Genomic DNA, 19097 nt, shown 5'->3' with positions numbered 1-19097 from the left:
ATGCATGGTGGCGGATCGCGGAGGGCGAATGCCCGGACGCGTGAATCCGCTCGACCATGCATGGTGGCGGATCGCGGGAGGGCGAATGCCCGGACGCGTGAAGCCGCCTGGACAGAGCTGGCAGCGGATCGCGGTCAGGCCCGGCCGCAATCCGCCACGCCGCGCGCCGCTACCAGCGGCGCCCGTGCCAGCCGTGGCCATACCAGCCGGGGCCCCGCCAGCCAGGCCCGCGCCAGCCGCCCCAGCCGCTATAGACGCCGAGGGAGACGCTCGGCCCCCAATAGCCCGGGCCGTAATAGGGGTAGCCCCAGGCCGGATAGGGATAGGCATAGGTGCTGGAGGGCAGGATGGTGGTCGGCAGCGGCGCCGCCTGCACGCTGTTGCCCTTGCTCGCCATGCACTGGGTGTAGGCCATGTCGAAGCGCTGCTGCAGGTTGCCGCTGGAGGCCTGCGCATTGCTCGTGCCGACCGCCGAGCCGGCGAGCAGGCCGGCACCGGCGCCGATCGCCGCCCCGGCGCCCATCGCCCCTCCCGCCGAGCCGATCAGCGCGCCCGCCGCGGCGCCGAGACCGGTGCCGATCGCCGCGCTGCCAACGGCCGACTGGTTCGCCGCCTGCTGCGGCGTGTTGCCACCGATCTGGGCGGAGGCGAAGTTGCGGCAGGTCATGTCCTCGGCCTGGAAGACCGGCAGGTCCTTGCCGCGGGGGGGCAGGGCGAGAACGCTCGGGCCGGCTGGCGGCGCCACGGTACAGGCGCCGAGGCCGAGGGGAACGAGCAGCGCAAGGGTGATGGGAAGGGGTCGCATGGTCCTGTCTTCCTGCCCGGCGCGGTGCCGGGCGCGAGTCCGACTCCAATATGGGGAGCGGCTGGTTCTGTACGATATCCTGGCGCCGCCGAGATTGCCGCGGCCAGGCGTCAGGGTGAGGCCGTGGTCAGGATCCTGGCGAAAAGCGGCACCGCCGCGGCAAGGTCGCGCAGGGCCACGCATTCGTGTGGCGTATGCGCGCTGGCGATGGTCCCCGGGCCGAGGACGAGGCAGGGCGCCAGGGCCTGCAGCTCCGAGGCATCCGTGCCATAGGGCGCGGTGCGCGGCGCCTGGCCGGTGAGGCGGCTGGCGAGCGCCACCAGCGGATGCTCCGCCGGCAGCTCGGGCGGCGGCCCCTCGGCGGCGATCTCGACCGCCACCCCCGCCCGTTGGCCGGCGGCGCGGACCGAATCGAGGATCGGCGCCGGATCGAGCCGCCGGCTGGCGCGGAACTTGATCCGCGCCGTCGCCCGCGCCGGGGTCACGTTCACCGCCGTGCCATGGTTGTCGATGACCAGGTTGAAATCGGCGAAGGGCGGGTCGTAGGCGGGGTCCTGCAGGGCAGGGTCCCGGCGCAGCCGCTCCGCGATCTCGCGCATCTCGGCGAGGAAGGGGATGAGCGCCCAATTGGCGTTGCGCCCCTGGCCGGTCGAGGAATGCGCCTGCACGCCCTCGGCGATGGCGGTGATGTTGGCCGAGGAGCGGTGGCCGCGCACCGGGACCAGGCCGGTCGGCTCCGCCACCACGATCCCCCGGAGGCCGAGGGAGCGGGCGAGGGCGCTCGCCGCCACCGCCCGGGCGCCGGCCTTGGTCGTTTCCTCGTCGGTGGTGATCAGCAGGGTCGCGGGCGTATCGGCGGGGACGGAGCGGGCGGCCAGGATGCAGGCGGCGACGGCGCCCTTCATGTCGACGCTGCCGAGCCCGTGCAGCACGCCCTCGGCATCGATCCGCGGCGTCCAGGGATCCGCCTGCCAGCCGGTCTCCGGCACCGTGTCCATATGGCCGGACAGGGCGTAGCCGCCCGGCGGGCCGCGATGCGCGACCAGCGCCCGCTTCGGCACCCCCGCGGCATCCGCATAGTCCAGGCGCTCGACCTCGAAGCCGCCGAGCTCGGCCTCGATCCGCTCGGCGATGGCGAGGTTCGACCGGCTCGATCGGCTGTCGATCGCGACCAGCTCGGCGGCGAGGCGCGCCACGGCATCGGTGCTGTCCATGCGGCAAAGCTTGTCGCGGCGGCGCGAAAGGGCAAGTCTCGGCGGCATGGACCCGCTCGCCTATCTCGACCCGCGCACCGGCCGGACCTGGCCGCTCGAGACCCCCCGCTGGTGCGGCGATGGCGGCGAGCCGCTGCTGCTGACCGACCTGCCGGGCCTCGCCCCCGACGATATCGACCACGGCACGCGCAGCCTGTGGCGCTACCGCGCCGCCCTGCCGCCGCTGGCCGGCGAGCCGATCACCCTCGGCGAGGGCGGCACCCCGCTGGTGCCGCGCGGCATCGCCGGCGCGACGGCGCTGCTGAAATGCGAATGGCTGATGCCGACCGGCAGCTTCAAGGACCGTGGCGCCTCGGTGATGCTGTCGCTGCTGCGGGCACAGGGGGTGGATACGGTGCTCGAGGACAGCTCGGGCAATGGCGGCGCCGCCATCGCCGCCTATGCCGCGGCGGGCGGCCTGCGGGCGAAGATCATGGTCCCGGAGAGCACCAGCCCGGCGAAGACCGTGCAGAGCCGGGCGAGCGGCGCCGAGATCGCACTGGTCCCCGGCAGCCGGCAGGATTGCGCCGACGCCGCGATCCGCGAGGCGGCGAATATCTTCTACGCCTCGCACAACTGGCATCCCTTCTTCCTGCAGGGCACCAAGACCCTGGCCTATGAGCTGTGGGAGGATTTGGGCTTCCAGGCGCCGGACAACGTCATCGTCCCCTGCGGCGCGGGCGCGAATGTGCTCGGCTGCGGCATCGGCTTCTCCGAGCTGCTGCGGGCTGGGCAGATCGAGGCGATGCCGCGCCTCTTCGCGGCGCAGCCGGCGCATTGCGCGCCGATCGCCCGGGAGTTCCTCGGCCTCGACGCCGCCGAGCCGCAGCCGACCATCGCCGAGGGCACCGCCATCGCCCAGCCGATCCGCGCCCGCGAGTGCCTCGGCATCCTCCGCCTGAGCCGCGGCGGAGCGGTGATGCTCTCCGAGGCCGAGATCGGCGAAGCAACGCTCTCCCTGGCGCGGACCGGCATCTATGTCGAGCCGACCAGCGCCCAGGCGGCGGCGGCCTTCGCCAAGCTGCTGGCGGCCGGCACCATCCGGCCGGAGGAGCGGACGGTGGTGGTGCTGACCGGCAGCGGGCTGAAGGCGACGCCGCGGATCGCCGGGCTCCTGGGCATCGCGCCATGACCCTCGACGACCTCCCGACCCCGTGCCTGCTCCTCGATCTCCCGGCGCTGCGGCGGAACCTGGCGATGCTGCGGGCGGCGATGGCGCGGCATCCCGGCCTGCAATTGCGGCCGCACCTGAAGACCGCGAAGAGCCGCGCGGTGGCCGAGCTCGCCGCACCCGGCTTCGCGCCGATCACCGTCAGCACCCTGGCCGAGGCGCGCTATTTCGCCGAGGGCGGCTGGCATGACCAGATCTACGCCGTCGGCATCACGCCGCAGAAGCTCGACGCCGTCGCGGCGCTGAACGCCGCGGGCGGCGCGGTGAAGGTCATCACCGACGATGCCGGGGCGGCCCGCGCCATCGCCGCGCATCCGGGCGATCTCCGCGCCCTGATCGAGGTGGATGTCGGCGAGGGACGCGGCGGCGTCGCGCCGAACGGGCCGGCGCTGATCGAGATCGCCGCGGCGCTCGGCCCCCGCCTCGCCGGTGTCATCAGCCATTCCGGCCACAGCTACGAAGGCCGCAGCCCCGCGGCGATGGCGGCGATCGCCGAGGCGGAGCGGCGCGGCATCCTTGCCGCCGCGGCGCGGCTGCGCGCGGCGGGGCATGCGGTGCCGATCGTCTCCCTCGGCTCCTCGCCGGTGGCGATGCATGCCGAAAGCATGGATGGCGTCACCGAGATGCGGGCCGGGGTCTATATGTTCGGCGACCTGTTCCAGGCGCAGCTCGGCACCCATCCGCCGGAGGACATCGCCGTCACCGTCCTCGCCTCGGTGATCGGCCGACGGCCGGAGCGCAACAGGCTGCTGCTGGATGCCGGCGCGCTGGCGCTGTCGAAGGATCGCAGCACGGCGACGGCGCCGCGCGACTACGGCTTCGGCCTGGTGCTCGATCGCGCCGGGCGGCCGCTGCCGGGCGAACCGGTGGTCGCCCGTACCTATCAGGAGCATGGCGAGGTGCAGGGCACGGCGCCGCTGCCCTTCGAGCGGCTGCCCGTCGGGGCGCGGCTGCGGGTCGCCCCGAACCATGCCTGCCTGACCGCCGCGGCCTATGACCGCTACCACGTGCTCGATGGCGGCGAGGAGGTGGTCGCCGTCTGGGACAGGGTGAATGGCTGGTAAGCCGGCCGCGGGACGGGAAGATCCTTGCCGGCGGCACGGCGCCGCCGCAACGTCGGCCTGAGACCGGACGTTGCAGGGGAGCGGCGGCCTGAACCCCTGGCCGCCGCAGGGGGGTGACCCATGGTCAGGCGCTGGCTGTCGCTGCTCTATGTCCAGGTGCTGATCGCCATCGTGCTCGGCGTCGCGCTCGGCTTCCTCTGGCCGCAGACCGGCGCGGCGCTGAAGCCGTTGGGCGATGCCTTCATCAAGCTGATCAAGATGGTGATCGCGCCGGTGGTGTTCTGCACGGTCGTGCACGGCATCGCCTCGGTGCGGGAGGCGAGCAAGGTCGGCCGGGTTGGCCTGAAGGCGATCCTCTACTTCGAGGTGGTCTCGACCTTCGCCCTCGCCATCGGCCTGTTCGTCGCCAAGCTCTTCCAGACCGGCAGCGGCTTCAACATCGACCCGAGCCAGCTCGACGCCAAGGCGATCGCCGCCTATGCCTCCCGCGCCAAGGCCGACAACGTGGTCGAGCACCTGATGGCGATCATCCCCGATACCTTCGTCAGCGCCTTCGCCGGCGGCGACCTGCTGCAGGTGCTGCTGCTCGCCGTGCTGACCGGCTTCGCCATCAACGCCCTGCCGGAGAAGGCGCGCATCGCCACCAGCCAGGCCGTCGACCGGCTGGCGGCGATCTTCTTCGGGGTGGTGAAGATCGTCGTGAAGGCGGCGCCGGTCGGCGCCTTCGGCGCCATGGCCTTCACCATCGGCGCCTACGGCCTCGGCTCGCTGATCCAGCTCGGCGAGCTGGTGGCGACCTTCTATCTCACCTCCATCGCCTTCGTGCTGATCGTGCTCGGCGCCATCGCGCGCTTCTGCGGATTCTCGATCCTCCGCTTCATCTCCTATATCCGCGAGGAGCTGCTGATCGTCCTCGGCACCTCGAGCTCGGAGAGCGTGCTGCCGCAGATCATGCGCAAGATGCAGCGCATCGGCTGCGCGCCGCAGGTGGTCGGGCTGACCGTGCCGCTCGGCTACAGCTTCAACCTCGATGGCACCAACATCTACATGACCCTGGCGACGATGTTCCTGGCCTATGCCACGAACACCGAGCTGACGCTGGGCCAGGAGCTGACCATCCTGCTGGTCGCCATGCTGACCTCGAAAGGCGCCTCCGGTGTCACCGGGGCCGGTTTCGTCACCCTGGCGGCGACCCTCTCGGTGATCCCGGACATCCCGATCCAGGCGCTGGCCGTGCTCGTCGGCATCGACAAGTTCATGAGCGAGTGCCGGGCGCTGACCAACCTGATCGGCAACGGCGTCGCCTGCGTCGCGGTCAGCCGCTGGGAGGGCGAGCTGGACCAGGAGCGGCTGCGGAGGGAACTCTCGCGCGGGCCTTCGACGCACGACCTCGACGATGTGGTGCCGATCGGGCGGCCAGCGGAATAGGCTGCCTCAGCCCGCCTCCACATCGAGGGCATAGCCGGCGGAGCGGACGGTGCGGATCACGTCCTCGTCGCCCGGGCCGTTGATCGCCTTGCGGAGCCGCCGGATATGCACGTCCACCGTGCGCGGCTCGACATGGATGTCGCGGCCCCAGACGGCGTCGAGCAGCTGCTCGCGCGAGAAGACCCGGCCGGGATGCTGCATCAGGAATTCCAGCAGCCGGTACTCGGTCGGACCGAGATGCAGCGGCCTGCCGTTGCGGGTGACGCGATGCGCGTCCTGGTCCATGCTGAGGTCGCGGAAGGCCAGCGTGCCGCGCGTGGAGAGGCTGCCGGAACGGCGCAGCAGGGCCCGGATGCGGGCGAGCAGCCCGTCCATGGCGAAGGGCTTGCTGATGTAGTCGTCGGCCCCGGTATCGAGCGCCCGTACCGTGTCCTGCTGCTCGGTGCGCGCCGTCACCATGATGATCGGCAGGTCCCGGGTGGCGGGGCGGCGGCGGATCTGGCGGCAGACCTCGAGGCCAGAGAGCTGCGGCAGCATCCAGTCGAGCAGGACCAGGTCCGGCCTCGCCTCGGCGATGCGCAGCAGCGCCTCCTGGCCGTCCGCCGCCTCCTCGACCCGGAAGCCCTGCTTTTCGAGGTTGTAGCGGAGCAGGGTCAGCAGCGGCACCTCGTCCTCGACGACGAGGATGGTGGGCCGGGCGCCGCCAGGGATGATGTCGGGCATCGGACGGGTGCCTCTCCCTTCCTCAGGCCGGCGGCCGGACCACGGCAAAGGGCGAGCTGTCGCCCTTCGGCCGCTCCTCGGTCAGCGGTTGGCCGCGGACGGCGTAGTGCACGGTCTCGGCGATGTTGGTCGCGTGGTCGCCGATGCGCTCGAGATTTTTGGCAACGAAGAGCAGGTGCGTCGCCGCGGTGATGTTGCGCGGGTCCTCCATCATGAAGGTCAGCATCTCGCGGAAGATGCCGTTGTAGACCTCGTCCACCGGCTGGTCGTTGGCCCAGACCTCGTCGGCGCGGGCGGCGTCGTCGTTGACCAGAGCGTCCATCGCGCCCTTCAGGTTCTCCTGCACCAGCCGTGCCATGCGCTGGAAGCCGTTGAGGCTGCCGAGCGGCGGCTGCTGCGCCAGCACGACGCTGCGCTTGGCGGCGTTGCGCGCATAGTCGCCGATCCGCTCGATGGCGTGGATGATCTTCAGCGAGGCGATGACCAGCCGGAGATCCGGGCCGACCGGCTGGCGAAGCGCCAGCAGGCGGATGCAGAACTCCTCGATCTCGCGCTCCAGCGTGTCGATCTCCGCATCCCGGCCGATGACCTCGGAGGCCAGCTCGGCATCCCGGCGCACCAGGGCGGTGACCGCATCGGCCACCTGCCGCTCCGCCAGGCCGCCCATGCGGGCCACCATCTCGCGCAGCCGGCGCAGCTCCTCGCCATAGGAGCGGACGGTGTGTTCCTGCATCTTCTCCATGCTCCGTCCCCGCCTCAGCCGAAACGCCCGGTGATGTATTCCTGGGTCCGCGCATGCTGCGGCGCGGTGAAGAGCTGCGCCGCCGGCGCCACCTCGATGAGCTCGCCAAGGTAGAAGAAGGCCACCTGGTCGGCGCAGCGGGCAGCCTGCTGCATATTGTGGGTGACAATGGCGATGGTGAAGTCGCGCTTCAGCTCGTCGATCAGCTCCTCGATCTTCAGGGTGCTGACCGGGTCGAGCGCCGAGGTCGGCTCGTCGAACAGGATCACCTCCGGGCGGACGGCGATGGTGCGGGCGATGCAGAGCCGCTGTTGCTGGCCGCCGGAGAGGCCCATGGCGCTGGTGTTCAGCCGGTCCTTCACCTCGCCCCAGAGCGCGGCGCGGGTCAGCGCCCATTCGATCCGCTCCTCCGTCTGCGCCTTGGACAGACGCTCGTGCAGGCGGATGCCGAAGGCGATGTTCTCGGCGATGGTCATCGGGAAGGGGGTCGGCTTCTGGAACACCATGCCCACCTTGGCGCGCAGCGCGTTGATGTCGACATCGGCATCGAGGATGTTCTTGCCGTCGAGGAGCACCTCGCCGGTCGCGCGCTGCCCGGGATAGAGGCTGTACATGCGGTTCAGCACGCGCAGCAGCGTCGACTTGCCGCAGCCGGAGGGGCCGATCATGCCGGTCACCTGCCGCTCCGGCAGGTCGAGGGTGATGCCCTTCAGCGCCCGGTTGTCGCCGTAGAAGAACTCCAGGTTGCGGACGGCGACGCGGGCATTCGGGTTCAGCGCCGCGCCGGAGCGAGCCTGGAGCCCGGCGAGGCCGGGTCGGCCCTCGCGCTTGCCCTGCGCCGCGAGGTCGGTGGTGGAGCTCATCGAGCGTCTCCTGCTAGCCGCGGGGCCGCACGGCGAAGCGCGCGACGATGTTGAGGACGAGGACGCCGGCCGTGACGATCAGCGCACCGGCCCAGGCGATGGCGATCAGGTCGGGGAAGCCGGAATTGGCCTGCTGGTAGATGGCGATCGGCAGGCTCGACATCGAGCGGGCGAGGTCGGTCGAGAGGACCGAGTTGCCGAAGCTCGTCAGCAGCAGCGGCGCCGTCTCGCCGGCGATGCGCGCGACGGCGAGGAGGATGCCGGTGACGATGCCCGGCAGGGCGGCGCGATAGGCGACCAGGGTGATCATCTTCCACTTCGGCGCGCCGAGCCCGACCACCGCCTCGCGCAGCGTGTTGGGCAGGAGCTGCAGCATGTCCTCGGTCGTGCGCACCACCACGGGGATGACGATGATGGCCAGCGCCAGCGCCCCGGCGATGCCGGAGAAGCCGCCCATGGGCAGCACCACGAGCTGGTAGATGAAGAGGCCGATCAGGATCGAGGGCGCCGAGAGCAGCACGTCGGAGACGAAGCGCACGGCATTGCCGAGCAGTGAGCCGCGGGCATATTCCGCGAGATAGGTGCCGACCAGCAGCCCGATCGGCGTGCCGACCGCGGTCGCGATCGCGGTCTGGATCAGCGAGCCGATGATGGCGTGCAGCAGGCCGCCGGTGGGCGCCTCGGGATCGCCATAGGTGGTGGGCTGGAACTCGCGGGTGAAGGTCGTCCAGTGCAGCCCCTCCAGGCCGCGCAGGATCAGCGTCAGCAGGATGGAGGCGAGGAAGAGCAGGGCCAGCGCCGTCGCGCCGATGCAGAACCAGCGCAGCAGCGCGTCGAGCCGCTTCCGCCGGCGCCCGAGGGACGCCGCGACGGCGGGGTCCTTCACCGGGGAGAGGGCGGGCAGGGTGGTGGTGCTCATCCGGGGTCAGCCCTTCAGCCGGCTGCGCAGCAGCAGGCGCGAGATCGCCAGCACGATGAAGGAGATGACGAAGAGCAGGAAGCCGAGCGCCAGCAGGGAGGACTGCTTTAGGCTGCCCATCAGGCTCTCCGGGAACTCCATGGCGACGATGGAGGCAATGGTGGTCGAGGGATCGAAGAGGCTGGTCGGCAAGCGGTTGGCGTTGCCGATGACGAAGGTGACGGCCATGGTCTCGCCGAGCGCCCGGCCGAGGCCGAGCATGATGCCGCCGACCACCGAGACCCGGGTATAGGGCAGCACGACGTTGCGCATCACCTCCCACCGCGTGCAGCCGAGGCCGTAGGCGCTCTCCTTGTAGACGGCGGGCACCTGGCCGAAGACGTCGCGCATGGTGGCCGCGATGAAGGGCAGGATCATGATCGCCAGCACCAGGGCGGCGGAGAAGAGCGAGGTGCCGGCGAAGCTGTTGCTGGCGAAGAGGAAGCCGACCAGAGGAATGGCGCCGAGCGTGTCGCCGATCGTGAGCTGGATGTATTGCTGCACCAGGGGCACCAGCACGAAGAGGCCCCACATGCCGTAGATGATCGACGGGATGGCGGCCAGCAGTTCGATCGCCGTGCCGACCGGCCGGCGCAGCCAGGGCGGCGCCAGCTCGGTGAGGAAGAAGGCGACGCCGAAGGCGAGCGGCACGGCGACCAGGATGGCGAGCACGGCCGAGACCACCGTGCCGAAGATCGGCACCAGCGCGCCGTATTGCTCCCGGCCCTCGACCGGCGACCAGGCGGTGCTCCAGAGGAAGCCGGCCCCGAAGGCGCGGAAGGCCGGCAGCCCGCCGATGAAGAGCGTCAGGATGATGGCGCCGAGCAGCAGCAGGACCAGGATGCCGGCGCCGAGGCAGAGCCCGGCGAAGAGGCGGTCGCCGCCATCGCCGGCGCGGCGGCGGGAGGGGGCGGCGAGGGCGGCGTGCGACAAGCGGCGGTCTCCGTGGTGGCCGGGCGGGGCGGCCGGCGCGCGGTTGGCCCCGATCCTGCCGGACCGGGGCGCGGGCGTCAGGCGGTCCAGACCGGCTTGCCGTCCGGCGTCTTCACCGCCGACCAGGCGCTGCGGATGGCGGCATGCACGCTGTCCGGCAGCGGGATGTATTCGAGGCGGCGCGCCGCCTCGGCGCCATGGCCATAGGCCCAGTCGAAGAATTTCATCGTGGCGAGGCTGCCGGCCAGCCGGTCCGCCGTCGGGTTCACCGGCAGCAGGATGAAGGTGGGGGCGACGATCGGCCAGGTGTCCTCGCCGTCGAGGTTGATGAGGTCGGCGGCGAAATTCGGCGCGCTCCAGTCGGCGGCCTTGGCGGCGGCGAGGAAGCTCGGCATCTCCGGCTTGATGAATTTGCCGGCCTTGTTGCGGAGCTGCGTGGTCACCAGCCGGTTCACCGTCGCATAGGCGTTCTCGGTATAGCCGAGGCCGCCCGGGGTCTGCCGCACCGTGTTCGCCACGCCCTCATTGCCGCGCGCGCCCTGGCCGCCCGGCCATTGCACGCTGGTCGCGGCGCCGGGGCCGGCCTTCCAGGCCTCCGAGACGCGCGACAGGTAGGAGGTGAAGACGAAGGTCGTGCCTGAGGCATCGGCGCGATAGACCGGCGCGACCGGCAGGTTGGGCAGCTTGAGGTCCTTGTTCTGCTCGGCGATGCGGGCGTCGTTCCACCGCGTCACCTTGCCGAGGAAGAGGTCGGCGACGAGATCGGGCGTCAGGCGCAGCGCGTTGTCGGCGACCCCGGGCAGGTTCACGATCAGCACGACCGAGCCCATCACCGTCGGGAACTGCAGCAGCTTGCGCTCGGCGAGCTGGGCGGCGGCCAGCGGCGCGTCGGAGGCGCCGAAATCCACCGTGCGGTTGGTGATCTGGTTGATGCCGCCGCCCGAGCCAATGGATTGGTAGTTGAGCTGGACGCCGACCGCCTCCCGCGCCGCCTGGCCCCAGCGCTCATAAACCGGGCGAGGGAAGCTGGCGCCGGCGCCGGTGATCGGCGTCTGTTGGGCAAGGGCCGGGCGGCCGAGCAGCGGGGTCGCGGCGGCCAGGCCGGAAGCGATGAGCAGGTGGCGTCGTTGCACGCGTCTCTCTCCGACAGGAGGTGGCCCGGGGCGTGGCCGTCCCGGGCAAGGCGGCGCCCTGTTAGCCCCCGCGGAAGTCGGGAGGATTGCAGTTTTGTGAAGCTTCGATGACGGCGACCGGATGACCTGGCCGATGATCCATAGGGCCGAGACCTCCCGCGCAACCCTCCCCGCAGGGTTGCGCGACCGGCTGGTCCCGGCCCCGCCGTGGCAGGCGGTGACGGATTCTGGGCAGGAGCGACTCCACGGGGCCTCCGCGAAGCCGCGCAGCGGTTTCGCGGGGAGTCATCAGCCCGGATACCAGGCCGGGCGCCGCTTCGCCCGGAAGGCGGCCAGGCCCTCCCGCCCCTCGGCCGAGGCGCGCTGCATCCAGCCCTCATGCGCCAGCAGCGCCATCTGCCGGGCATCGAGGGTGAGGTTGTTGGCGCCGAGGAAGCTCTCCTTGGTGACCGCGATCGCCCCGGGCGCCGAGAGCAGCGTCTCGTCGAGGATCGCCTCCAGCCGCGCCTCGATCTCCTCGGCCGGCAGCACCTCGTGCACGAGGCCGATCCGCAGCGCCTCCGCCGCGCCGAAGCGCTCACCGGTCAGCGCGTAGCGGCGGGTGTGCCGCAGCCCCATGGCCTGCACCATATGGGTGGAGATCGGGGTCGGGGAGACGCCGACCCGCACCTCCGTCAGGCCGAACAGCGCCGCCGGCGTCGCCAGCGCCACGTCGACGCAGCAGGCGATCCCGGCGCCGCCGCCGAAGCAGGCGCCCTGGATGACGGCGAAGGTCGGCCGGGGGAACTCGTTCAGCAACTGCATCGCCTGCGTCGTCGCGTAGGAGGCCCGGTAGGCCCGCTCGGGCGGGTATTCGCTGACCTCGGCCAGCCAGTCGATATCGGCGCCGGCGGCGAAATGCCGGCCCGCGCCGCGCACCACCAGGACCCGGAGGTCGGGATCCTCCCGCAGCGCCTCGAGCGCGGTGATGAGCGTGCGCAGCAACGCCTCGTTATAGGCATTGCCGCGATGCGGCCGGTTGAGGGTGGCGGTGACGATGCCGCGGGGATCGCGGCTCAACAGGACGGGGGTTTCGTTGGACATGCGCATTCGCTCCCGGATGGATGGGCGCCAGCCTATCGCGGGACGCGGCGGCGCGGGATGCCGCCGGGCGGATTTGACTCGGTGCCGGCCGGGCCCGAGGCTCGGTGGGACCGAGGGATCGTCCCGGAGGAAGCGCCCATGTTCGCCACCCGCCCGACGCTCTACGGCACCCGGCACGCCGTCTCGGCCGGCCACTACCTCGCCGCCGCGGCCGGCTTCTCGGTGCTCGAGGCGGGCGGCAACGCCATCGATGCCGGTTGCGCCGCGGGCATCGCCCTCGGCGTGCTGCTGCCCGACCTGGTGAACGTCGCCGGCGTCGCGCCGATCCTGATCCGCAAGGGTGACGGCACGGTCGAGACCATCGCCGGTCTCGGCCATTGGCCGCACGCCCTGCCGGCCGACCTTTTCCAGCGCGAGCATGGCGGGCGGATCCCGGACGGCGTGCTCCGCACCGTGGTGCCGGCGGCGCCGGATGCTTGGATCACCGCCCTCGAGCGCCATGGCACCATGGGCTTCGGCGAGGTCGCGGCGCCCGCGATCCGTTTCGCCCGCGACGGCTTCGCGGTCCAGCCGCTGCTCGCCGGGAACATCCGCGACCATGCCGAGGCCTATGCGCGCTGGCCGGGCAATGCGGCGATCTTCCTGCCCGGCGGGCGGCAGCCGCAAGTCGGGGAGAGGTTCGTTCAGGCGGACCTCGCCCGGACGTTGCAATACATGGCGGACGAGGAGAAGGCCATCGCCCGCCATGGCCGCGCCGCCGGCCTCGCCGCCGCGCATGCCGCCTTCTATCGCGGCGACATCGCCCGCGAGATCTGCGACTTCATGGCGCGCGAGGGCGGCTATCTCCGCCGCGAGGACCTGGCCGGGTACCGCTCCCGCATCGAGCCGGCGGTGCGCCGCCGCTGGCGCGGGCATGAGGTCGTCACCTGCGGCCCCTGGTGCCAGGGGCCGGCGCTGCTCGAGGCGCTGCTGCTGATGGAGCGGGGCGGCATCGGGGCGCTCGCGCACAACAGCCCGGACTACCTCCACCTCTTCACCGAATGCATCAAGCTGGCGATGGCGGACCGGGAATACCATTTCGGCGACCCGGCCTTCGTCGAGGTGCCGCTCGACCGCCTGCTCTCGGAGGCGCATGTGGCGGCGCGGCTGGTCGAGATCGATCCCCGGCAGGCGATGATCGGCATGCCCGGCCGGCAGCCGGGATCGGGCCTGACGCCGGCCGCCATGGCCAGCCGGACGGCGCCGCCGGTCGAGGCCGATACCTCCTACTGCGCGGTGGTCGATCGCTGGGGCAATGCCTTCAGCGCCACGCCCTCGGACGGGTCCTGGAACGCGCCGGTGGTGCCGGGGCTCGGCCTCATCCCCTCCAGCCGCGGCAGCCAGAGCCGGCCCGACCCGGCGCATCCCTGCGGCGTCGCCCCAGGCAAGCGGCCGCGGCTGACGCCCAACCCGGCCCTGGTGGTGACGGAAGGGGGCGGCGTCATGCCCTTCGGCACGCCGGGCGGCGACGTGCAGATCCAGGCCATGCTGCAGGTGCTGCTGAACCTCTTCCAATTCGGGATGGAGGTGCAGGAGGCGATCGAGGCGCCGCGCATCGCCAGCTACTCCTTCCCCTCGAGCTTTGCGCCCTTCGAGGCCTTCCCCGGCCGGCTGGCGGTGGAGGGGGCGATCCCGCCCACGGTGCGCGAGGCGCTCGCCGCGCGCGGCCATCGCATCCATGACTGGCCGGAGCGGAACTGGCTGGCCGGCGCGGTCGAGGTGGTGAAGACCGACCCGGCCTCGGGCCTGCTCGCCGCCGGCGCCGATCCCCGGCGCCCGGCCTATGCGGTGATCGCCTGAGGGCGGCCACCCTCAGGCCGGCCGGCCCGGCCTGGCGGCAGGAGTGTCGAGCCAGCGGGCGGCCGCCGCGTCGCTATCCTCTGGCCGGGTGTTGAAGGCGATCGCGGCGCCGGGGGCGGCGCGATGGATGGCGTTCAGCACCGCCTCGAAGTCCAGAAGGCTGCGCGGCGGCAGCCGCAGGCCGGCGCCGATGACCACGCAATCATAGCGAGCCGCGGCAAGCTGCCGCTCGACCATCGCCACGGCGCTGCCGTCGGGCCGGATGAGGCAGTGGTCGGCCTCCCAGCCGCGGTCGCGGATCCGCGCCAGGGCGATGTCGATGCCGGCGCGGATCGTCCCGGCATCCAGCCCCGGCGGCAGCGCGGGATCGCTGAAATCGACGGTGTCGGGATCGTATCCGATAAGCAGAACGCGGACCATGCCATGCCTTTCGCGGCTGCCGGATGGCAGGTGGGATGGTCGCCGGGGCGCGCAAGCCGCTGCGCCGCCCTGGCGTCGCGGCCTCAACCGCGGGCCTGCGGCCGGTCCAGGGTCCGGCCGCAGGCATCACATGGCGTCCGCGAGCCCGAGGCGCGCCGCGATCGGCGGCCGCCGGCGCGGCGCCAGCGCGCCGGTGGCCAGGTAATCCGCCTCCTCGGCGGTGGAGACGCGGCCGAGGGCGGCATTGCGATGCGGATAGCGGCCGAACCTGGCGATGACCGCGCGATGCCCGCGCGCCTCGTCGGCGGCGAAGCGGTAGAGCGGCCGAAGATGGTCGGGCGCCGACCAAGCCACCGCCTCGGCCATGGCGCAGACGCGGATCAGCCGCTCGCGGTGGTCCGGCCCCTCGGCATGGGCGAGCGGCAGCAGGAAGAAGGTGCGCTCCCAGGCGTGGTCGAGCGCGTCGTAATGGTCGTTGCGCAGCCCGTCCTCGGCGAGGCGCAGCGCGTCCGGGTCGCCGGCATAGGCCTGCGGCGTCCCGGCATGCAGGCAGCGGGGCAGCTGGTCGAGCAGCAGGATCAGCGACAGCCGGCCACGCGCCGTCGCCGCCCAGCCATCGAGATGGCCGGCCAGCGCCGCCCGCGTCAGCCGCGCCAGGGCGAGCGTGGGCGTGACGCCGCCATCGAACCAGGCCTCGAAGGCCTGGTGATGCGTTCTGGCATCGGCATTCTCGAGTCCTGGCGTGAACCAGGCGTCCAGCACCTGCTGGATCGTCTCAGCATCCGGCATCGCTGATTCCCCCCAAGGGTCGCAGTCTGCGGCTCCATTGCCATACGGTTGCGGAAGGGTCTGTGCGATCGCGCACACGCCGTGCTGCGATGCGGGGTGCGACAACCGGTGGACGAAACTCTGCGCCGCCGGCACACTCGGTCGCCCGACCAAGAGAAATGGAGAGAGCCGGTCCCATGCATGACGTCGTGATCCGAGGTGGCACCATCGTCGACGGCACGGGGGCGCCGCGCTTCACCGGCGACCTCGCCATCGATGGCGACCGCATCGCCCAGGTCGGCGGCAAGGCCGGTCCCGCCCGGCGCGACATCGCCGCCGAGGGGCGGTTGGTGACGCCGGGCTGGGTGGACATCCATACGCATTACGACGGGCAGGCGACCTGGGACCCGGTGCTCGCGCCCTCCTCCTGGCACGGCGCCACCACCATCCTCCTCGGCAATTGCGGCGTCGGCTTCGCGCCCGTCCGCCCGGCGCATCACCAGGCGCTGATCGACCTGATGGAGGGGGTGGAGGACATCCCCGGCATCGCGCTGGCCGAGGGGCTGCGCTGGGACTGGGAGAGCTTCCCGAGCTATCTCGATGCCCTGGCCCGGCTGCCGCGGACCATCGACGTCGCGGCGCAGATCGCGCATCACCCGCTGCGCGTCTATGCCATGGGCGAGCGCGCCATCAACCGCGAGATGGCGACCGCCGAGGATATCGCGCTGATGGCGCGGCTGACCGAGGAGGCGCTGCGGGCCGGCGCCTTCGGCTTCACCACCTCGCGCACCGACCAGCACAAGACCCCGGCCGGCGAGCTGGTGCCGGGCCGCTATGCCGAGCATGAGGAGCTGATCGCGATCGGCCAGGCCATGGGCCGGGCCGGCCGCGGCGCCTTCGGCATGCTCTCCGACTTCGAGGACGAGGCGACCGAGTTCGGCTGGCTGCGGCAGGTGGCGAAGGATAGCGGCCGGCCGGTCTGGTTCCTGCTGACCGACCGCAGCTACGACCCGGAGCGCTGGCGGCGGCTGATGCAGGGCATCCGCGCCGCGCGGCAGGAGGGGCTCGCCCTCTCGGCGCAGGTGGCCGGGCGGCCGGTCGGGCTGATCCTCGGCCTCACCACCTCGCTCAACCCCTTCGCGCTCCGCGAGAGCTTCGCCGAGCTGGCGCGCCTCAGCCCGGCCGAGCAGCTGGCGCGGCTGCGCGAGCCGGCGATGCGCGCCGCCATCCTGGCCGAGGAGGCAAGCCCGCGGCTGATGGAGATCCTGCCGCCGCTCTCGCGCCAGATCGCCACGCGCTGGGACCGCATGTACATCCTCGGCGAGACGCCCGATTACGAGCCGCCGCCGGAGCGCAGCATCGCCGCCCTGGCGGCGAAGGAGGGCGTCGCCCCGGCCGCCTATTGCTACGACTACCTGACCGGCGGCGATGGCGGGCGGATGCTGTACTTCCCCGTCACCAACTACGTCCATGGCGATCTCGAAGTGGTGCGGGAGATGATCACCGACCCGCATACCGTGCTCGGCCTCTCCGATGGCGGCGCGCATTGCGGCGTGATCTGCGACGCCTCGCTCAACACCACCATGCTGACGCACTGGGTGCGCGACCGGCAGCGCGGCGAGCGCCTGCCGCTCGAGTTCGTCATCAAGCGCCAGACCAGCGAGACGGCGGATTTCTTCGGCTTCCACGACCGCGGCCGGCTGGCGGTCGGCAAGAAGGCCGATGTCAACGTCATCGATTTCGAGGCGCTGCGGCCGCACCATCCGGAGATGACCTACGACCTGCCGGCCGGCGGGCGGCGGCTGGTGCAGCGGGTCGATGGCTACGACCTGACCATGGTGAGCGGCGTGCCGATCTTCGAGCGCGGCGAGGAGACGGGCGCGCGGCCCGGGCGGCTGGTGCGGGCGACTGCCTGACCGTCGCCCCGCGGGGTCGCCCGATCGGCGTTCCGATCTCGGCGCGATTCCTGTAGGATCGCGGCACCACCAGCCGGCCCGGCAGAGGTCGGCGGTGGCGGGAGCAACGTCGCATGATCCCATCGCTGTCGCGGCGGCGCCTGATGGCGGGTACTGGTCTGCTCGCCGCCGCCTCCGCACCCGGTCGGTCGCCTCGGGCGCAACCACCCTGGCCCAGCCGGCCGGTGCGGCTGGTTGTCGGCTTCACCGCCGGCAGCGCCACTGACGTCACCGCCCGCATCTTCGCCCAGGCCTTCGGCCAGGCCTGGGAGCAGCCGGTGGTGGTCGACAATGTCAGCGGCAATTCGGGGGCCATCGGCACCGACCGCGTCGCCAAGGCGGCGCCCGACGGCTACACGCTGCTCTGGGCCGGTAATGCCGCCATCACCGTGCTGCCGGCCATGCAGGCGCTGCCCTTCGACCCGCTGAGGGACCTGGCCTCGATCTGCGCCACCCTCGCCATGGCCTCGGTGATCTTCGCCAACCGGGAGAGTGGCCCGCCGACGCTCGGCGCCCTGATCGAGGCGGCCCGGGCCCGGCCGGGCGGCCTCGCCTATGGCACGCCCGGCGTCGGTACGCCGCAGCACATCGCCGGCGAGATGCTCTGCCACCAGGCCGGCATCCGCATGGAGCACGTGCCCTATCGCGGCGCCAACCTGGCCGATGTGATGAGCGGCGTGCTGCCGATCGGCATCCAGAATGCCGGCGCCGCCATGCCGCTGGTGCGCGAGGGCAGGCTGCGGGGCCTCGCCGTCACCTCCTCCGGCCGCACCGTGGCCGCGCCCGAGCTGCCGACCGTCGCCGAGCAGGGCTTCCCCGGCTTCGAGGCGCTCTCCTGGTTCGGCCTGATGGCGCCGGCCGGCACGCCGCGGCCGATCATCGACAAGGTCCGCGCCGCGGCGCTGCGGGTGCTGGCCGATCCGGAGCAGCGGGCGCGGCTCGCCCAGCTCGGCCTCGACCCGATCGGCAGCACGCCGGAGGAGATGCAGGCCCGCATCGCCGCCGACATCCCGAAATGGGGCAGGGTGATCGCCGAGGCGGGCATCCCGACCACGCGCTGAGGCGGGGCTGCCTCAACCCGGCTCCTCGGCCAGCGCCGCGACGGCGCTGCGCAGCGGCGCCCAGAGCCGTTCGCGCTGGCCGGGCGACATGCCCGCCGCGAGCCCGCCATCGACGGTGAGCGCCACGCCGGTGACGAAGCCGGCGCGGTCATCGGCGAGGTAGAGGACCGCCTCGGCGATGTCGTCCGGCCGCCCCTCGCGCCGGATCGGCTGGAATTCAGTGAGCGCCGCCTGCGCCGCCTCGGCGACGCGCCGGTCGAGCTGCGTCGGAAGCTGGATGGAGCGGCCGAAGATCGGCGTCGCGATGGCGCCCGGGCAGACGCAATTCACCCGGATGCCATGCTCGGCCAGCTCGAGCGCGGCGCATTTGGTGAGCTGGATCACCGCCGACTTCGCCACTGAATAGGCGGTCGCGGTCGAGCCGGGGATCAGCCCGGCGATGCTGGCGGTGGAGACGATGGTGCCCGATCCCTGGGCCTTCATCACCGGCGCGGCGTGCTTGATGCCGAGCATGACCGAGCGCAGCAGCACCGCCATGGTCGCGTCCCAGCCCTCCGCGGGCATGGCCTCGATCGGGCTCGGGTCGCCGGGGCGGCCGGCATTGTTGAACATCAGGTCGAGCCGGCCCCAGCGCCGCACGGCGAGGGCGATCGCGGCGGCGATGTCGGCCTCCTGCGTCACGTCGCAGCGGATGGCGCAGGCGGCGGCGCCCAGGGCGTGGCAGAGGTGCTCCGCCGCCGCCTCCTGGATATCGGCGATGACGAGGCGGCCGCCCTCCTCGACGAAGCGCTCCGCCGTGCGGCGACCGATGCCCGAGGCGCCGCCGGTGACGACGGCGACCTTGTCCCGCATGCGCATGGCATCCTCCCCCTTGTTTATGGGGAGGGAGTGTGCCCCC

Annotated in this window: 18 protein-coding genes; 6 read left to right on the top strand and 12 right to left on the bottom strand. The window is 72.1% G+C overall.

All coding sequences use genetic code 11. The features are described from left to right. Window positions 1–169: 169 nt before the first annotated feature. Both HJG45_RS05310 and HJG45_RS05305 read right to left on the bottom strand, forming a co-directional pair. Window positions 170–805, bottom strand: coding sequence for a glycine zipper family protein (locus HJG45_RS05310; RefSeq protein ID WP_174890388.1), 636 nt, complete (start codon window positions 803–805; stop codon window positions 170–172). Between the two features lie 110 nt (window positions 806–915). Beyond that, on the bottom strand, window positions 916–2067 hold the full coding sequence (locus HJG45_RS05305) for a M20/M25/M40 family metallo-hydrolase (RefSeq protein WP_254452286.1): 1152 nt from the start codon (window positions 2065–2067) through the stop codon (window positions 916–918). Between HJG45_RS05305 and HJG45_RS05300 the strand changes: the two genes are divergently transcribed. The 3 genes from HJG45_RS05300 to HJG45_RS05290 all read left to right on the top strand — a co-directional run bounded on the left by HJG45_RS05300 (window position 2066) and on the right by HJG45_RS05290 (window position 5721). Beyond that, on the top strand, window positions 2066–3190 hold the full coding sequence (locus HJG45_RS05300) for a pyridoxal-phosphate dependent enzyme (protein WP_171611037.1): 1125 nt from the start codon (window positions 2066–2068) through the stop codon (window positions 3188–3190). The two genes, HJG45_RS05305 and HJG45_RS05300, sit on opposite strands and share 2 nt — an antisense overlap. Then, the gene (locus HJG45_RS05295; RefSeq protein ID WP_171611036.1) at window positions 3187–4293 is read left to right on the top strand and encodes an alanine racemase; all 1107 of its coding nucleotides are present in this window, start codon (window positions 3187–3189) and stop codon (window positions 4291–4293) included. Before HJG45_RS05300 ends, HJG45_RS05295 begins: the two co-directional genes overlap by 4 nt. Before the next feature lie 120 nt (window positions 4294–4413). Beyond that, a complete protein-coding gene (locus tag HJG45_RS05290) occupies window positions 4414–5721 on the top strand; it encodes a dicarboxylate/amino acid:cation symporter (protein ID WP_171611035.1) in 1308 nt (435 codons plus the stop codon). A 6-nt stretch (window positions 5722–5727) separates the two neighbouring features. On the opposite strand, the gene phoB is transcribed toward HJG45_RS05290, so the two are convergent. The 7 genes from phoB to HJG45_RS05255 form a co-directional block, all read right to left on the bottom strand. Continuing rightward, entirely contained in the window at window positions 5728–6444 is a 717-nt protein-coding gene (gene phoB, locus HJG45_RS05285) for a phosphate regulon transcriptional regulator PhoB (RefSeq protein WP_171611034.1), read from the bottom strand. Window positions 6445–6466: 22 nt separating this feature from the next. Continuing rightward, entirely contained in the window at window positions 6467–7186 is a 720-nt protein-coding gene (gene phoU / locus HJG45_RS05280; protein WP_171611033.1) for a phosphate signaling complex protein PhoU, read from the bottom strand. A gap of 14 nt (window positions 7187–7200) precedes the next feature. After that, the gene (gene pstB, locus HJG45_RS05275) at window positions 7201–8049 is read right to left on the bottom strand and encodes a phosphate ABC transporter ATP-binding protein PstB (protein WP_171611032.1); all 849 of its coding nucleotides are present in this window, start codon (window positions 8047–8049) and stop codon (window positions 7201–7203) included. A gap of 13 nt (window positions 8050–8062) precedes the next feature. Continuing rightward, window positions 8063–8968 carry a phosphate ABC transporter permease PstA gene (gene pstA, locus HJG45_RS05270; RefSeq protein ID WP_171611031.1) on the bottom strand — a complete coding sequence of 302 codons (906 nt, stop codon included), beginning with the start codon at window positions 8966–8968 and terminating at the stop codon, window positions 8063–8065. A 6-nt stretch (window positions 8969–8974) separates the two neighbouring features. After that, entirely contained in the window at window positions 8975–9940 is a 966-nt protein-coding gene (gene pstC, locus HJG45_RS05265; RefSeq protein WP_171611030.1) for a phosphate ABC transporter permease subunit PstC, read from the bottom strand. A 77-nt stretch (window positions 9941–10017) separates the two neighbouring features. Further along, complete coding sequence (pstS, locus tag HJG45_RS05260; RefSeq protein WP_171611029.1) at window positions 10018–11073, bottom strand: phosphate ABC transporter substrate-binding protein PstS; 1056 nt, start codon at window positions 11071–11073, stop codon at window positions 10018–10020. Window positions 11074–11361: 288 nt separating this feature from the next. Next, complete coding sequence (locus tag HJG45_RS05255; RefSeq protein WP_171611028.1) at window positions 11362–12156, bottom strand: enoyl-CoA hydratase-related protein; 795 nt, start codon at window positions 12154–12156, stop codon at window positions 11362–11364. Between the two features lie 138 nt (window positions 12157–12294). On the opposite strand from HJG45_RS05255, the gene HJG45_RS05250 reads away from it, so the two are divergent. Further along, window positions 12295–13995: a gamma-glutamyltransferase family protein gene (locus HJG45_RS05250; RefSeq protein ID WP_171611027.1), complete on the top strand. Its 1701-nt coding sequence runs from the start codon at window positions 12295–12297 to the stop codon at window positions 13993–13995. 12 nt (window positions 13996–14007) lie between these two features. Here the strand turns inward: HJG45_RS05250 and HJG45_RS05245 are convergent, their stop codons facing one another. Next, entirely contained in the window at window positions 14008–14415 is a 408-nt protein-coding gene (locus HJG45_RS05245) for a hypothetical protein (RefSeq protein ID WP_171611026.1), read from the bottom strand. Between the two features lie 126 nt (window positions 14416–14541). Further along, the gene (locus HJG45_RS05240) at window positions 14542–15204 is read right to left on the bottom strand and encodes a DUF924 family protein (RefSeq protein WP_171611025.1); all 663 of its coding nucleotides are present in this window, start codon (window positions 15202–15204) and stop codon (window positions 14542–14544) included. A gap of 176 nt (window positions 15205–15380) precedes the next feature. Here HJG45_RS05240 and HJG45_RS05235 point away from each other — a divergent pair, with 176 nt between their 5' ends. Together HJG45_RS05235 and HJG45_RS05230 are read left to right on the top strand one after the other, a co-directional pair. Next, window positions 15381–17099, top strand: coding sequence for an amidohydrolase family protein (locus HJG45_RS05235; protein WP_171611024.1), 1719 nt, complete (start codon window positions 15381–15383; stop codon window positions 17097–17099). 113 nt (window positions 17100–17212) lie between these two features. Next, window positions 17213–18199 (top strand): tripartite tricarboxylate transporter substrate binding protein, encoded by a 987-nt coding sequence (locus HJG45_RS05230; RefSeq protein WP_171611023.1) that lies wholly within the window; start codon window positions 17213–17215, stop codon window positions 18197–18199. 12 nt (window positions 18200–18211) lie between these two features. On the opposite strand, the gene HJG45_RS05225 is transcribed toward HJG45_RS05230, so the two are convergent. Then, entirely contained in the window at window positions 18212–19051 is an 840-nt protein-coding gene (locus tag HJG45_RS05225) for an SDR family NAD(P)-dependent oxidoreductase (protein ID WP_217362826.1), read from the bottom strand. Window positions 19052–19097: the final 46 nt, after the last annotated feature.

The sequence above is a fragment of the Roseicella sp. DB1501 genome, assembly GCF_013112485.1.
GTDB lineage: Bacteria > Pseudomonadota > Alphaproteobacteria > Acetobacterales > Acetobacteraceae > Paracraurococcus.
The sequence above is the reverse complement of the archived record's forward strand: the minus strand, read 5'-3'. Positions and strand labels throughout refer to the sequence as shown.